Raw genomic sequence first — 15,630 nt, forward strand, 5'->3', positions numbered from 1 at the left:
GACTTGGCGCCTCTTGGAGATGAACCTTGATCAACGCAAAAACTCTCGCTTTCGGATTGCTCGGCGCGGCTGCAATCACGTTATCTGCCTGCGATGGCGGAGGCGGCGGATCGCGCGATTCCATCCGCGCGGTAGGGTCCTCGACTGTCTACCCGTTCGCGAAGCAGGTCGCCGAAAGCTACGCGCGCTCCAATCCCGATTACAAGTCGCCACTTATTGAATCGACCGGCACGGGCGGCGGTATCCAGTTATTCTGTTCCAAGGTCGGGGCGGATTCCCCCGATATGGCGAACGCATCGCGGCGCATGAAGCTATCCGAATTCGAGCGCTGCCTCGCCAACGGGGTCGAGGAAGTGATCGAATTGCAAGTCGGCCTGGACGGTATCGCCTTCGCCTCGGCTGCAGGGGGTATCGAACTGAACCTCTCACCTAAGATCGTATATGAGGCTCTTGCTGCGAACCCATATGGTGAGGAACAGACAACACAGAACTGGTCGGATGTCGACCCGTCGCTGCCCGATGTGCCGATCCTTGTCTATGGCCCGCCCAGCACTTCGGGCACGCGCGATGCGTTGAAAGAACTTGTTCTGGAGGCTGGCTGCGACACCAATCCGGCGATGAAGGCGCTTAAGGAAGAGGACGAGGACCGCCACCAGCAGATATGTACCGAAGTCCGTTCCGACGGCTCGTATGTCGATCAGGGCGAGCAGGACAATCTCATCGTGCAGAAGATCGAGAGCAATCCGCGTGCGGTCGGCGTGTTCGGATTCTCGTACCTCGATGAAAACTCGGACAAGGTGCAAGGCCTGCCGATGAACGGTGTCGATCCGACCTACGAAAACATCGCCAATTTCGACTATCCCGGCGCGCGTCCGCTCTATGTTTACGTCAAGAAGGCGCATATGCGCGCGATCCCCGGCCTCGACGCATTCTTGCAGGAATGGGTGAAGAGCTGGACGGCAGACGGCCCGCTGGCGCGGATCGGAATGGTTGCCTCGTCACCCGAAAAGATGGCCGAGAACGAGCGCAAGGTGAACGAGCTCGTCATTATGACCCGCGAAGATCTGACCGGGGAGCCCGAGCCAGAGCCGGTCATGGCAGCAGAGGGCTGAGCCGCCGCGCCCACCCGCTCTATTTGAACGACTCGCCGACCGCTGCCATCTGCGCTTTCAGGCCCAGCTGGCAGATGTTCTGGATTTCGATACCAGGGTGCGCGTTGACCTCGATGATCAGCGGGCCATCGTTCTTGTCGAGTACGATATCGGACCCGCTGTAACCCAGCCCGATCGCAGGACCGCACCTGCTCGACAGTTCGAGCGCGCGGTCCCAGCCGGGAACTTCGTAGCCGATCAGCTTCGTGCCGGTATCGGGGTGATGGGTGATCGATTCGCCCTGCACCAGTGCGCGCGTGATCCGTCCGGTTTCCAGTGAGATGCCGGCGCCGATTGCGCGCTGGTGAAGGTTGGCCTTCCCGTCGGACTCGTTGGTCGGCAAGCGCAGCATCGCCATCAGCGGTTCGTCGTGCAGGCAGATCACGCGCAAGTCGGGCAAGCCTTCGGGCACGAGGTCCGCGAGGCTGGGATCGGCGATGATGAGCGGCTCGATCAGCGCTGCATCCTCGCTTGCCGTGTCGCCCGAAAAACCCCCGTCGACCACTTTCTGGATGTGATGCATGACATCGGTTTCGGTCAGCGGCGTGCCGGACCCCTTGAACCACACGTCGCCTTTGCGGCGCACCGCCAGCAGGATGCCGTCGCCCTGCGATCCGCGCGCCGGCTTGATCGCCCAGGAATCGGGCATGTCGCGCGTTGGTTTGAAGGCATTGAGCTTCTGGTGATCGTCGATGACCGCAACGGTGCCAGTGCAGGCAATGCCCGCCGCCTCCAGCGCCACTTTCGCGGCCACCTTGTCGCGCGCACGCTCGATCGCGATGCGCGGATTGTATTTCGCAATCAGGGCGTTGCGCATGTTGATCCCGAGGATTTCCTCCATCGGGGTCATGGTTAGCGGATCGATGCGGGTCGGCGCGCTGCGGCGGCGCGCGAACATCTTTCCGAAGTCCATCAGCATGTCAGACGTCCTCTTCCGACTTGATTTTCCAGGCATTATGGATTGGCGGTCGTCCAGACGCGCCAAGGCGAGGCGCAAACTGTGCCTCGCTATCGGGTTGCCGCTCGGCATCGGGCCGGGGCTGAAGTGGCTGTTGCGGGATCCGCCTTCGCCTGAACGGTTTGAGGTCGCTGGGCGATTGGATCACCCAAATCCCTTCGAGGGGCGGAGCCCGCTCGTTTGCTGCGACGGTCACTTCGATAGGCGGCGGATGAACGGGGGGATCCTCGGCCGGTTCCTCCACCGGCTCGGCATCTTCGACCGGCTTGCGGCGATCAACGAGCACGCCTTCGGGCAGGGTATCGCCCCTGGTACTGCGCCTTCGCTCCAGCCAGATCGGTGCGAACCGTCCGATTTCAGTGAGGCGCAGGCCGCGATATCGTCCGAGGATGGCGATGGCGATTGCGGTCGCGCCCGGCATCAGCAGCGGCGATGCCTCGATCAGCATCAGCGCGAGGTGCGAAACCATGACGAACTGGATCACGACCGAGATCATGAACGTGTTGAACGCCATGCGCGCGGCCTCGTACGGCCCGTCCTTCTCCCACTGGCGCCACCAGCGTTCGACCACGAGAGCGCAGACCACGACCGGGAACGCATCGACCTGCAACTGCGTGTCGAGGATCATTTGCAAGGCGACGAGCACCAGGACGATCAGGGAGATGAGCGCGCCGAGAAAGCCGACGCGCGTCATGCGCAGCTTGAGCAGGCTGGGCGCCACGATCATGCCCACCAGCACCGAGGAACCGAGCACGATCGGACCCATGATCGGACCGATCTGGAGGAAGGCGAGCGCAACCAGCATCGGGGTAAATAGCCCGAATGCCTTCAGCCCGATAAAGCTGCGTGCCAGAACCACCAGAAATGCGCCGAGCGGCAGCACCATCAACAGGTTCGAGGGTTTCAGGCCCCAGATCGCCTGCGAGGTTGCGATGCCCTCCAGTTCGGACGGCATGGCGAAGAAGGATTCGGTGTTCTTCAAGCCGAGTGCGACAAGCACCGCCAGGCCCAGCCCGACGCCAAGCCCGATATGGAAGGGGCGCTTGACCTGCGGGGTCGCGCGCTCCCTTACCTGTCTGATTTTCGAGATCAGATCAGAAGACATACCCGACCGTCAGTGTGAGCCGATAGCCCTCGCGCTCGCGCGTCGGCAGGTTGCTGTCGGAAAAGATGTATTTCGCCTCGGCTTCGACGCGCCAGCGACCCGGCCACCACAGCATTTCGACCTCGGGCACGATCAATTCATCCTCACGCCGCTCGCCATCGGGCGTGAACCGCCCGTCGAAGCGGGTTTTCAGAACCTCGATAGCGGGCCTCACACGCAGGTCGGGCGTGATCGGCTGGGTGTAGGAAACCTTGGCGGATTCGCGCGCATAACCGCGGCGTGGATCGTCAGATTCTATCGACTCCGCGCGCAGGTCGAAAGTCAGGTAATTGTAGCGCCCGAACCGGTGACGATACTGCGCATCGACGCGCGGACCTTCGCCAGTGGTCTCGGGGTCCGCATCATTGTCGTATTGCCGGTCGCGCCAACTGCCTCGCGCGCGAAAGCGATCGGCGCGTGTCGGCTCGTAACTGACCCGCACCGATCCTTGCAATTCGTCGGTATCGCTCGATTCAGCGGTGACGAGGTCATCATAATACCGACCGCGCACCTGCACATCCCAATCGCTGTTCAATTCCTGGTCGAACTGGGCGGTGATCCGGTCGCGATTGGTGTCGCTGCGCCCGTCGCCAAGCCGGACGACTTCGATCCGGTCCGCTTCGAGCCGGAATCGGGTGTTATCATCCTCGAAATCGATCCCGACCTGCGCGCGGAAGGTCAAAGCGTCGCCATCGACCACGATCTGTTCATCGCGCGTGGCTGTTTCGGCGCTGACAATGCCGATTTCGACACGGGCACCCGGTTCGAGTGACCAGCCGCTGTCCTGCGCTGCAAGCTGCGCGGGGAAACAGGCCGCGAGGCCTGCACCCAGGAGGCAAGCAAACGCGCGCTGCGCCCGCTTTAAAGGGAAGTGTGCAACCATCCACGTAGCTCTACGCAGATGTGATTTAGAAATTCCTAACCTTAAATCTAAACCACGAGATTTCGGGCGAAATCAGCCGCAGGGCGCACAATCGCACCCGCCCGGACGCGGCAGCTGTTCACCACTCTGGTTGCATATGAAGGCTCCGCGCCAAGGCGGCACGACGTCACCGCCGGTGTCTGGACTTTGGCTTAAAGAGGATTGCCATCCTGATCGCGGAAGATTTCGCGGCGGTAGACATGGTTGGCCGGACCGACCAGCCCTTCGCTCTCCATCCGCTCGATCCACTTGGCAGCGGTGTTGTAGCCGACACCCATCTGGCGCTGGAGCCACGATCCGGAGGCCTTCTGGTTTTCGATCACGATCTGGCAGGCCTGGCGATATTTGCGCTCTTCGGGGCTGTCGGATGCGGTCAGGTCATCCTCGAAATTGAGACCTCCGCCATCCTCGGGCTCTTCGGTGACCGCGTCGATATATTCGGGCGAGCCCTGGGCGCGCCAGAAATCCGCCACAGCCTCGACCTCTTCGTCGCTAACGAACGGTCCATGCGCGCGGACCATCGCACCGGTATTGGGCTTGTAGAGCATGTCGCCCCTGCCAAGCAGCTGTTCCGCGCCCTGCTCGCCAAGGATGGTGCGGCTGTCGATCCGGCTCGTCACCTTGAAGCTGATGCGGGTCGGCAGGTTGGCCTTGATCACGCCGGTAATGACATCGACCGAGGGGCGCTGGGTCGCCATGATGAGGTGGATGCCCGCCGCGCGCGATTTCTGGCTCAGGCGCTGGATCAGCACTTCGATCTCCTTGCCCACTGTGACCATCAGGTCGGCAAGTTCGTCGACGATCAGCACGATCTGCGGCAGCGGTTCGTAATCGAGCTGTTCTTCCTCGAACAATTGCTCGCCGGTATCGGGGTCGAACCCGGTCTGCGCGCGCCGCCCAAGCGGTTTGCCTTTCGCGGCGGCAGAGCGGACTTTCTCGTTGAACGAGTTGATATTGCGCGAATTGACCGAGCTCATCATGCGGTAACGCCGCTCCATCTCCTCGACCGCCCATTTGAGCGCGCGAACGGACTTGTGCGGCTCTGTCACCACGGGTGAGAGGAGGTGCGGAATGTCGTCGTAGCTCTTGAGCTCCAGCACCTTCGGATCGATCAGGATCAGGCGGCATTCGGCGGGCGTGAAGTGGTAGAGCAACGACAGCAGGATGCAATTGAGGCCGACCGATTTGCCCGACCCGGTCGTACCCGCGACGAGCAGGTGAGGCATGGCGGCGAGGTCGGCGATGATCGGTTCACCGGCAATGTCTTTGCCGAGGATGATCGGCAGATTGCCCTTGTTTTCGGCGAAGGCGGCGCAGGCGGCGAGCTCCTTGAGCATTACCATCTGCCTGTCTTTATTGGGCAATTCGATACCCATGACGGTCTTGCCAGGGATCGGCGAAACGCGCGCGGAAATGGCGCTCATATTGCGCGCGATATCCTCGGCGAGGCCAATGACGCGGCTGGCCTTGATCCCCGGGGCCGGTTCAAGCTCGTACATGGTCACTACCGGACCGGTGCGAACGGCGGTTATCTCACCCTTGACGTTGAAGTCGTCGAGTACGTTTTCGAGGAGGCGCGCATTGCGCTCCAGCGCCAGCTTGTCGAGCTTGGGTCCGGCATCCTCGGGCGGGGTTTCAAGCAGGTCGAGGCTCGGCAGGTTGTAGGTGGCAAACATGTCGCTCTGTTTCTGCTTGGGCGACGCTGCCTTCTTGGGCGGGGCGGACGGATCGCTGATCTCGGGTGCCCGGCGCGGTGAGGGATCGGGCGCATTGGCAGGGTCCGACCTGGCCTTGCGCCGGGCCTTGGGAGCAGGTGCGGCGCCCTCGTCATTGGCGTAGGAGCGGCGCTCTTCGCGCTGACCGCGCCTGAATGACAGGCGCGGCAGCAGCGATCCTCCAAGCGCGCCTCCACCAAGGAAGTTGGGCAGGGTAAGCAATGCGCGCCAGTCGATGGCGAAGATCCGCGTGAGCAGGGTCACCCCGGCGGCAAGGCAGACGACCGCCGCGCCGAGGGTAATCCAGCCCGATGCCTGGTCGCCGAAACGCTCCGCCACCGCCTGGATGCCGCGCGCACCAAGCAGGCCGGACGCGCCGCCCAGTTGTGCGGGCAAGGTCCCGCTGGGGCTGCCGAATGCGAGCGAGAGCACCGTGCCGAGGCAGATCATCGCGATCAGCAGCATTCCAGCGGGCAGCCACCAGCGCGTCGCCTCCGTCTCGGCATGTGCGTCGTCATTTTCCACATCGCGCCATAGCTTGCGCGCCGAAACATACAGCAGCGGGAGCAGCAGCACTGCGGGCAAGCCGAATATGAACAGCGCGCGGTCGGCCACCCATGCCCCGGACAGGCCCATCCAGTTGCTCACCTGATCGGGCGAAGCGGCGGTGGAGGGGCTGGGATCGGTCTGGGTGTAGCTCGCCAGCGACAATGCAAAGAAGATCATCGCTGCGAGCAGAACGCCCGCACCCGTCATCTGCGCAGCGCGGCGGATGCTGCGGCGCAGCCCTGCGCGCCAATCTGCGTTTGATTTCCGGGTATTGATAGCGCGGCTCGCCATGATTTGCTCCTATTGGAACACACCATGAATCCTCGGCGAGTCCGGGTCAAGCTGTGTGCGGCAAGAGGAGCGGGTCAGGATAGTCCGTCGATCGCCGCCCAGCGCGGCCAGTCAAGCGAGCGGGCGCGTGCGCTATCCATGCCTCCCAAAGCGATAACCGGTGCAGACGAATAGCGCGCGAGGCTCCTGAACCGCGCCGGTCCCAGCACTTCTCCCCCCACATGCGACCGAGTGGAGAAAACCGGTGAGATCAATGTTGCATCTGAACCAAAACGGTTAGATTGACCGATTTCGCCGAGGTCATGCGCTGTCGCAAGGTGGAGCAAACCTCGCCTGCGGGGCCACAGCGTTCGCGGCGCGCCATAAATGCCGTCCGCGCCCCATTCGACCGCGGTGAACGCACTATCAGCCAGCACGACTAGGTGTCCGCGGCCTCGGGCAATCCTGCGCAGCGAAGCGAACCGCGCCAGCCGGTCCGCACCATCGAGATGATAATGCCGGTAAATGAACCCCGATCCGCGCGGCAATCGCGCGAGCGCCCGCTCCAGCACCGCATCATTGCGCTCATCGGAAATCAGCCAGAGGTTCGGCAGGGATTGGTCTTGCGCCACGCTGGTCTTATAGGGCGCTGCATGGAAAATGCAGCCTCAAGTCTCGCCGAAGTCCAAGCCAACATCGCGCGCATGTGCAAGCCCGCGCGGCGAGAGCCTGACGAAGTGACCCTGATCGCAGTCAGCAAGACGCATCCGGCGGAGAGGATCGTACCGCTGCTGGAGGCGGGGCACCGCGTCTTTGGCGAGAACCGGGTTCGGGAGGCGCAGGAAAAATGGCCGGCCCTGCGCGAGCGTTTCCCCGAGACCGAACTGCACCTGATCGGCCAGTTGCAATCGAACAAGGCGGATGATGCGGTCGAATTGTTCGACTGCATCCACGCGCTCGACCGCCCGAGCCTGCTGAAAGCGCTCGCCAAGGCGATGGACAAGGCCGACCGCCGGGTGCCGTGCTTCGTGCAGGTCAATATTGGAGATGAGGACCAGAAGGGCGGCTGCCGAATTGCCGAGCTGCCCGAGTTTCTCGCAAAGGTGCGCGCCGCGAATATCCCTGTCGCAGGCCTGATGTGCCTGCCGCCTGCGGACCTTGAGCCCGCGCCCTTCTTCGCACTTCTGGCAAAGCTCGCTGCCGATAACGGGGTCGAGGGCCTGAGCATGGGCATGAGCGGCGATTACGAAACCGCAGTGCAGCTTGGCGCGACGCATGTGCGGGTGGGCACCGCCCTGTTCGGCGCGCGCGGTGGCTGACGCGTTCGCCCGGTTCGAAGCCGCATGGCTCGCGCGTCTGAACAACGGTGCGCGCACGACTTTCCGATACGCTCCGCTGGCAAACGGAACCGGCATTCACTCGGCAATCGCAGACGCGTTCGCGACCAGTCTCGGATACAAGGGGATCGGGTTCAACTGGGAACTGCTCGATGCCGCTGGAGGTGCCGATACGCCGCGTTCGGCCATTGGAGAGATCACGCAGGCACTTGCCAAGGACATCTCGAACCCGTCGCAAGACTGGCTCGATCAGGAACAGGCGCGGCGATGCGCGGGCGAGCTGCTCGGATGCTTCGATCCGGCAATGCTGACGGTGGTTTCAAACCGTTATGACGGGCTGTGGAACCCGATTGCCGGCGCTGCGACCGAGTGGGGCTTTGTCTGCTTCGACGACACGAACATCGCGCTCCTGCTGATCGCCGAGCCATAAAAAAGGGGCGCTCCGAAGAACGCCCCTCTTGTGTCTCAGAGCTGATCGGTGAGATCAGAATTCGAACAGTGCTTCGACACCGACATTCCGGCCGCGTGACAGCGGCGAGAATGTGCCGGCCACGGGCGACTCGCTGAATGGCTGGCGCACACCGTCGGAGAGCGGTCCACCAAACGGCAGCTGAGTGTCGCCGCCGGCCTGCACTTCGTCGAACAGGTTGCGACCGTAGATCGAGAACGAGAGACCATCCATGGGAGTGACCCAGGTGATGTTCGCTTCGAGGTTGCTGATGTCCTGGATGAAGCCGAGGTTGTCATCGGTGTAAGCGAATTCGTCGCGGTACTGATAGTTGATCCGGCTCAGGATCTCGCTGTCGCCGATGAACAGTTCGTGGATGAAGCCAACGCCCCAGGTGACTTCAGGCGCGCGCGGAATGCGCAGATTGAAGTCGTCCTCGGTAATGATACCTCGGCCATCGCCTGAAATGTCGAACAGGATCTCGTCATATTCGTCGTCGATCAGGCCGATATTGGCGGTAAAGACGAGCGAGATCCGAAAGCCGCGCGCGGCTTTCCGCCTCGATACCCATGATGGTCGCATCGGCGGTGTTGACAATGTTCTGGACAACGCCCGCGCCCGGATCGGCCAGATTGACCTCACGCTGCATGTCCTGAACCTTCGTGACATACGCCGCGACGTTCAGGGTGAATGCACCATCGACAGTCTGGAACTTGCCGCCGATTTCGAAATTGTCGACCTGCTCTTCTCCGAAGAACAGATTGCCAGTTTCCTGAACCGAAAATTCGAAGACCGGAATGTTGGTGATGCGGAAGTTGTAGCCGCCCGAACGGAAACCGCGCGTCCAGTGTCCGTAGACCTGGCTGTCGGCGAATTCGTACTGGAGACCAAGCTTTGGTGAAAGGTTGCGGAACCGCACGCTGTCGGAAAAGCCGTTTTCCTCGGTCGGGATGAACGAATTGACGCCGGTCGTTGGACAAGTGCCGTCGAGAACCGAACATTCTGCGCGCGGACGGATATAGGTGATGTCCGCGTCCTTGGTTTCCTGACTCCAGCGAATACCGGCGATGACCGAAAGACCTTCAGTCAGGTAATACTGGCCGTTGGCGAATACGCCGAGAACCTCGTGGTCCTGACGTCCGCCGCCGAAGAAGCGCAGCGGTGTCGAGACTGGAATGTCGCGCCGCTCGGTATAGGCCAGGTCCTGGTCGAAATAGAACCCTCCGACGGTCAGATCGAAATTGTCGGTCGAGACCGCATAACGCAGCTCATTCGAAATCTGCTCCTGGGCCGTGTCCGTGCTCGAGTGGAACAGGAATAACGGAGTGGCATCGATATCTGCATCGGTCGCCGCGCTGTAATCGCGGTAGCCGAAGATATTCGTCAGCGTGCCGGGGCCGATATCCAATTCGGCGGTAAGCGATGTGGTCCAGATCTCGGTGTCGTAGAAACCGCGATTGTCGACCGAGAAATCGAACGTGTCGCGCTCGAAGATGCCGCGGTTCTGACCATTGGGGCCGTCACCGTTCGATTCGAAGTAATCGACCTTACCAGTGAGCGTCAGTCCGCCGAGACGCGCTTCAAGCGCGCCGCGAAGGATGGTGGTCTCGGCTTCACCGAAGTTCTCGCCATCGAACAGGTTGCGGAAATAGCCCTGGTCGTTGTTGTGATAGGCGGCGACCTTGAACAGCAGCACGTCCTCGACCAGCGGGCCGGTTACCACGCCGCTTACGGTGTAGTTTTCACCGCCGCGACCGCCATCGATCGGGCCATCGACTGCCGCACGGAACTTGCCGCGGAAATCTTCGGTCGGGTTGGTGGTGTTGATCAGAACCGCGCCGCCGGTAACGTTACGGTCGAACAGGACACCCTGCGGGCCGCGCAGGATCTCGACACTTTCAAGGTCGAAAATGTCGAACACGACGCCGCCATTGATGCCGAGATACACGCCATCGACAAACACGCCGACAGTCGGGTCGATCGAGGGGATCGAGGAGTTGATGCCGAGGCCGCGGATCGAGAAGTTCGCAGTGCCGCGGCTGGTGCCGATCTGGTCGAGGCTGACATTGGGTGCCTGGAAGGTCAGGCCTTGAACGTCGCGCACCTTGAAAGCTTCGAGCGTGTCGGCGTTGAATGCAGTGACGGCGAGCGGCACGTCCTGCACATCCTCAGGGTTCTGAGTCTTGGTGCCGGTAACCACGATATTGCCGATATTGGCAAGCGTGCCGCGTGCTTGCGGTTGTTCGCCGGCAGTTGCCTCATCGGACACGTCAGGCTCGTCTTCACCCGGTGCCTGCTGCTGTGCGTGAGCTGCAAAAGGGGTCGCAGCGGCGGTGCAAAGCAGAAGCGCTAGGGTGCGCTTTGTTGCGGTACGAAATTTCATGTTTGTCATCTCCCTGACGTAAGGGCATCGCCCATTACCGTTCGGTTCGTAGAATGCAACCTATATCGGTTAACCATTCTACAAGCCGTTAACAGGCTGCGACGTCAGGCGTTTTCCAGCTGTTGCTGTTTCCGGTCGCTCGCCGCTTCGAGCAAGGCCGCTTCGATCTCGGCGAGCCGATCCGGCGCCTCGATCTTGCTACCGGTCAGGTCGGTCACATAAAACGTGTCGGCAGCGGCCTCGCCATACGCCGTGATATGCGCGGACTGGACGATCAGGTTCGCCTTGTAGAGCGCATGGGCGAGACGATTCAGCAGCGCCGGCCGGTCGCGGGCCGTCACTTCGACTACGGTAAAATGGTTCGACGCCGAATTGTCGAAATTGACACCAGGTGCGACGGCAAAGGCTTTCGCCCGTGAATGCGCAAGCGGACGCGCGGCGAGTTTCGGGACCAGTTCGCCTTCGCCCAGCAGCGCCTTGCGAATGCCCTCTTTCAGGCGCGCGATCTGCGTCTCTTCGCTGAAGGGTTCGGCGTTGAGGTCCTGCACCAGGAAGTTGTCGACCGCATATCCGTTCATCGCGGTATGGATGCGCGCGTCGATGATGTTCGCCCCGGCAAGGTGGATGCCGCCTGCGATGCGGTAGAACAGGCCGGGGTGGTCGGGCGCAATAACGCTGACGAGCGTGGCACCGCGGTCCTCGTCCACCTCGCAGTGGATCGACAGGTGGTCCTCGATCCGGCGCGCTTCTTCGTACTGGATGAGGTTTTTCGCGATGATGTCTTCAGGTTCTGCGATCCAGTAGGCATCGCTCATCAAATCGCCCGCTTGCTCGGCGAGATATGCCTTGTCGCCCAGCACCTCGGCAGTCGCTGCCTTCTTCGCCGCCACGCGCTCTCCCCTGCCGCGGCGCTTGTGTCCCAGCCGCAAGCGCTCCTGCGAGGCGTCGTAAAGCTCACCCAGCAGCTGGCCTTTCCAGCTGTTCCAGGTCCCGGGGCCGACCGCGCGAATGTCCACCGCGGTGAGGATTGCGAGGTTGCGGAGGCGCTCGAGGCTTTGCACCTCGGTTACGAAATCCTCGATGGTCTTGGGGTCGGTCAGGTCGCGTTTTTGCGCGGTCGAGCTCATCAGCAAGTGTTGCAGCACGAGCCAGGCGACAAGGTCGGTCTCCTTCTCGTCCAATCCGAACCGAGGGCACAATTTCTGCGCGACTTCCGCGCCCAGAACCGAGTGATCGCCGCCGCGTCCCTTGGCGATATCGTGCAGCAGGACCGCGACGTAGAGCGCGCGGCGCGATGCGACCTTGTGCACCTGACGGGTGGCGCGCGGATGATCTTTCTCCAGCAGACCGCGCTCGATCTGGCTGAGCAGGCCAATCGCGCGGATGGTGTGCTCATCGACAGTGTAGTGGTGGTACATGTCGAACTGCATCTGCGCATTGACCCGGCCAAAATCGGGTACGAACCGGTCGAACACGCCCGCTTCGTTCATCCAGCGCAGGGCGGTTTCAGGATCGTTGCGCCCGCTCAGCAGGTCGAGAAACAGGGCATTGGCACGCGGGTTCCTGCGGACCTTCGTCTTGATGAGCCGCGCATCGCGGTCGGCCTGCCGCATCGTTTCGGGATGAACCTCCAGCCCTTCGGCTTCGGCAAGCTGGAATATCTCGACCAGCCGGACGGGGTCCTCGGCAAACCAGTCATCGCCGGGCGCACGGATGCGTCCGCCGGCAATGACGTAACCCTTGAGGGTGCGGCTCTTCTGGCTCCACCCGGCGAAGAACCCGCTGCGAACCTTGGAGCGCGTGGTCTCTTCTTCGAGGTGCGAGAGGAACACGCCGGTCAGGCTGCCCACGCGTTTGGCCTGCAGGAAATAGAATTGCATGAAGCGTTCGACCGCGCTCTTGCCGGGACGATCGGCGAAGTTCATCCGCTCGGCGACCTGCCGCTGGAGGTCGAATGTCAGGCGGTCTTCGGCCCGGTCGGTGATCACATGCATGTGGCACCTCACGGCGAGCAGGAACCCCTCGGCCCTGCGAAAGCCGCGATATTCGCTGTGCGTGAACAATCCTTCGTCAACCAGATCGGCAGCGGTTTCGACGCGGTGCGTGTATTTGCCGATCCAGTAGAGCGTCTGCAGGTCGCGCAGGCCGCCCTTGCCGTCCTTCACATTGGGCTCGACGACATAGCGGCTGTCGCCCATGCGCTTGTGCCGCAAATTGCGTTCTTCGAGTTTCTCGGTGAGGAACTGGCGCTCACTGCCTTTCACGACTTCCTGCCAGAACCGTCTGCGCAGCTCCTCGTAGAGCTCCTGGTCCCCCCAGACGAGCCGCCCTTCGAGCAGCGCGGTGCGGATCGTGAGGTCTTCCCTTGCCATGCGCATCGTGTCGGCGACCGTGCGGCTCGAATGGCCGACTTTAAGCCCGAGATCCCACAGCAGATACAGCATTGCCTCGATCACCTGCTCGCACCACGGTGCGCGTTTCATCGGGGTGATAAAGGCTATATCGACGTCCGAATGCGGGGCCATTTCCGCTCGCCCATATCCGCCCACCGCCAGCAATGTCAGGCGCTCCGCAGCGGTGCGGTTGTGGACGGGATAGACGTGGGCGGTGACGTAATCGTGGATCACCCGCACGATCTGGTCGATCAGGAACGTGTAGCCCGCCGTGCAGTCATGCCCGGCAGAGGGCTTTTCGAGCAGCCGTTTTTCCAGCTCGGCGCGGCCCTCGTCCAATGCGCTGCGCAGCGCTACGAGGATCGGCGCGCGCGCCTTGTCCCCGTGCTCGTCGACCAGCGACGCAACCGTAGAGGTCAGCTCGCGCCGGTTGACGATAGCGCGCTGGCGGGGAACGCGGCGGCTGGGCAGGCTCCAGGCTGTCATCGCGTTCCCGTATCCACTCGTCAGGCCGCTGCCATGCGTTCTGTGTAGAGCGCACGCAGCGTCTTCTTGTCGATCTTCTGGGTGCCAAGGCGCGGCAGCACTTCGTCGACGACGAAGATATGTTCCTCCAGCGGCACCTTGAACGGCGCGGTGTTGGTGAGAAGAAACTCGCGCATTTGCGCAGCGCTCATCGGTTCGCGCCCTTCCTTGACCCGGAACACCGCTGCGGGAACCTCTCCCATGCGTTCATCGGGCAGGCCGAAGACGGAGCATTCGGCGATATCGTCATGTGCATAGATCGAATCTTCGACCTCGATGCACGAGATGTTCTCGCCGCCGCGAATGATGATGTCTTTCTTGCGGTCGACGATGAAGAGATACTCGTCCTCGTCGAGATAGCCGAGATCACCTGTGCGGAAGAAGCCATTATCGGTGAAGGCTTCCTCGGTCGCTTCGTCATTGTTCCAGTAGCCTCGGAAATTTGCGACCGAGCGAATGCAGACTTCACCGACTTTGCCCTGCGGCAGTTCGTTGCCGTCATCGTCGAGGATGCGCAGGTCGACCATCGGTTTTGATGCGCGGCCCGTCGATCCGGGCTTGGCCATGTAGTTCTCGTTGAAGTTGCCGCAGCCCACCGCATTGGTTTCAGTGAGGCCATATCCCAGCAGCGGGAAACCGCCGGGAAAGGCTTCCTTGATCTTCGTGACATGCTCGACCGGGCGCGGCGCGCCGCCTGCGGCAAAGCTCTTGCGCGCGGACAGATCGTAATTGTCGCGGTTGTCGTGGGTCGCCATTTCATAGCTCATCAGCGGAACGCCGACAAAATAGGTCACCCGCTCATTTTCCATCAGGCGCAGCGCCTCTTCGGCGTCCCATTTGGGCATCAGCACCAGCTTGCGCGCAATCGCATAGCTTTGCAGGAACAGCGGCACTTCGCCCGTGACATGGAACAGCGGCACCGCGATCAGCGCGCATGGTTGGTCGGTAAGTTCCTCGCCCTGGCTTTCGAGCAGCAGCTTGGCCATCGCGCTCTGGCTGACATAGCTCATCACGCCGTGGACCACGCCGCGGTGGTCCGACCATGCACCCTTGGAATTGCCGGTCGAACCCGAGGTGTAGAGGATGGTGGCGATGTCGTCCGGACCGAGCTGGCCGAGCATCTGCATGGCGATGGGCGGCGTGCCCTCCTCTGGGGCGGCCCACACGCTCGAGAGGCCTTCGGACGGCGCGCCGCCATGTTCGAACAGCACCAGCTTGGCCGGATGGTCGGTGCCCTCGAGCCGTTTTGCGCGTCCGGTATCTGCCAGGACGATTGTGCATTCGGCCAGGCGCACCCCGTAGGCCAGCTCCTCGCCCGACCAGAACCCATTGAGCAGGGTCGCGCAGCCGCCGGCCATGACGATGCCCATATAGGCGATCATCCAGTTACCAGAATTGCGAGCGGCGATCCCGATCCGGTCGCCTTTTTTGACACCGTGATGTTTTACAAGCCCCTCGGCCACACACACGGCGGCAGCATAGGTTTCGCCGAAGGTCAGCCGCGTATCGCCGTCGACGATGAAGGGCACATCCTTATGCTCATTGCAGAAATGCGCGAAGTAATGCGCCATGGTGGGCGGTGCATTGACGAAAGCGGGCATTTCGATGCCGTCGCGATTGAATGGGACGGTCGCGAAAGGCTGGCCTTCCTTGGTCAGTTCGCCGATGATCGTTTCGAGCGCGGTGTCCAACTGTGTGGGCATGCTGGGTTTCTCTCCTTCAGGTCTCTCTCGTGTTGCCGCGTAAGCGCTGTATAGCGCTCCGCTGCTATTTGGTCCCGGACAAGCCTGAGCAATTCGCGAGCTCTCCCAAAGCTCTTTCCCCGAACGCAAGGC

Annotated in this window: 12 protein-coding genes; 3 read left to right on the plus strand and 9 right to left on the minus strand. The window is 62.0% G+C overall.

Annotation, left to right across the window (positions count from 1 at the left end; translation table 11 throughout):
• The first annotated feature begins 26 nt into the window (after positions 1–26).
• Entirely contained in the window at positions 27–1,112 is a 1,086-nt protein-coding gene (locus AC0L39_RS01160; RefSeq protein WP_473260059.1) for a substrate-binding domain-containing protein, read from the plus strand.
• A gap of 19 nt (positions 1,113–1,131) precedes the next feature.
• On the opposite strand, the gene AC0L39_RS01165 is transcribed toward AC0L39_RS01160, so the two are convergent.
• The 5 genes from AC0L39_RS01165 to AC0L39_RS01185 form a co-directional block, all read right to left on the minus strand.
• The gene (locus tag AC0L39_RS01165) at positions 1,132–2,070 is read right to left on the minus strand and encodes a sugar-transfer associated ATP-grasp domain-containing protein (RefSeq protein WP_473260061.1); all 939 of its coding nucleotides are present in this window, start codon (positions 2,068–2,070) and stop codon (positions 1,132–1,134) included.
• 1 nt (position 2,071) lies between these two features.
• Positions 2,072–3,214 carry a 7TM domain-containing protein gene (locus tag AC0L39_RS01170; RefSeq protein ID WP_473260063.1) on the minus strand — a complete coding sequence of 381 codons (1,143 nt, stop codon included), beginning with the start codon at positions 3,212–3,214 and terminating at the stop codon, positions 2,072–2,074.
• Positions 3,204–4,136 carry a hypothetical protein gene (locus AC0L39_RS01175; protein ID WP_473260064.1) on the minus strand — a complete coding sequence of 311 codons (933 nt, stop codon included), beginning with the start codon at positions 4,134–4,136 and terminating at the stop codon, positions 3,204–3,206. The genes AC0L39_RS01170 and AC0L39_RS01175 overlap by 11 nt, the downstream gene beginning before the upstream one ends.
• Positions 4,137–4,327: 191 nt before the next feature.
• On the minus strand, positions 4,328–6,730 hold the full coding sequence (locus AC0L39_RS01180) for an FtsK/SpoIIIE family DNA translocase (protein ID WP_473260066.1): 2,403 nt from the start codon (positions 6,728–6,730) through the stop codon (positions 4,328–4,330).
• Positions 6,731–6,804: 74 nt separating this feature from the next.
• Positions 6,805–7,341, minus strand: coding sequence for a thiamine phosphate synthase (locus AC0L39_RS01185; RefSeq protein ID WP_473260068.1), 537 nt, complete (start codon positions 7,339–7,341; stop codon positions 6,805–6,807).
• Between the two features lie 21 nt (positions 7,342–7,362).
• Between AC0L39_RS01185 and AC0L39_RS01190 the strand changes: the two genes are divergently transcribed.
• Together AC0L39_RS01190 and AC0L39_RS01195 are read left to right on the plus strand one after the other, a co-directional pair.
• Positions 7,363–8,028 carry a YggS family pyridoxal phosphate-dependent enzyme gene (locus AC0L39_RS01190; RefSeq protein WP_473260070.1) on the plus strand — a complete coding sequence of 222 codons (666 nt, stop codon included), beginning with the start codon at positions 7,363–7,365 and terminating at the stop codon, positions 8,026–8,028.
• Positions 8,021–8,476 (plus strand): hypothetical protein, encoded by a 456-nt coding sequence (locus AC0L39_RS01195; RefSeq protein WP_473260072.1) that lies wholly within the window; start codon positions 8,021–8,023, stop codon positions 8,474–8,476. Before AC0L39_RS01190 ends, AC0L39_RS01195 begins: the two co-directional genes overlap by 8 nt.
• 54 nt (positions 8,477–8,530) lie before the next feature.
• Here the strand turns inward: AC0L39_RS01195 and AC0L39_RS01200 are convergent, their stop codons facing one another.
• The 4 genes from AC0L39_RS01200 to AC0L39_RS01215 form a co-directional block, all read right to left on the minus strand.
• A complete protein-coding gene (locus AC0L39_RS01200; RefSeq protein ID WP_473260074.1) occupies positions 8,531–9,076 on the minus strand; it encodes a hypothetical protein in 546 nt (181 codons plus the stop codon).
• Entirely contained in the window at positions 8,979–10,877 is a 1,899-nt protein-coding gene (locus AC0L39_RS01205; protein ID WP_473260076.1) for a TonB-dependent receptor, read from the minus strand. Before AC0L39_RS01205 ends, AC0L39_RS01200 begins: the two co-directional genes overlap by 98 nt.
• Before the next feature lie 104 nt (positions 10,878–10,981).
• Positions 10,982–13,756, minus strand: coding sequence for a [protein-PII] uridylyltransferase (locus tag AC0L39_RS01210; protein ID WP_473260078.1), 2,775 nt, complete (start codon positions 13,754–13,756; stop codon positions 10,982–10,984).
• A gap of 20 nt (positions 13,757–13,776) precedes the next feature.
• Positions 13,777–15,498 carry a class I adenylate-forming enzyme family protein gene (locus AC0L39_RS01215; protein ID WP_473260080.1) on the minus strand — a complete coding sequence of 574 codons (1,722 nt, stop codon included), beginning with the start codon at positions 15,496–15,498 and terminating at the stop codon, positions 13,777–13,779.
• Between the last annotated feature and the right edge of the window lie 132 nt (positions 15,499–15,630).

The organism is Erythrobacter sp. K21-9 (assembly GCF_055808355.1).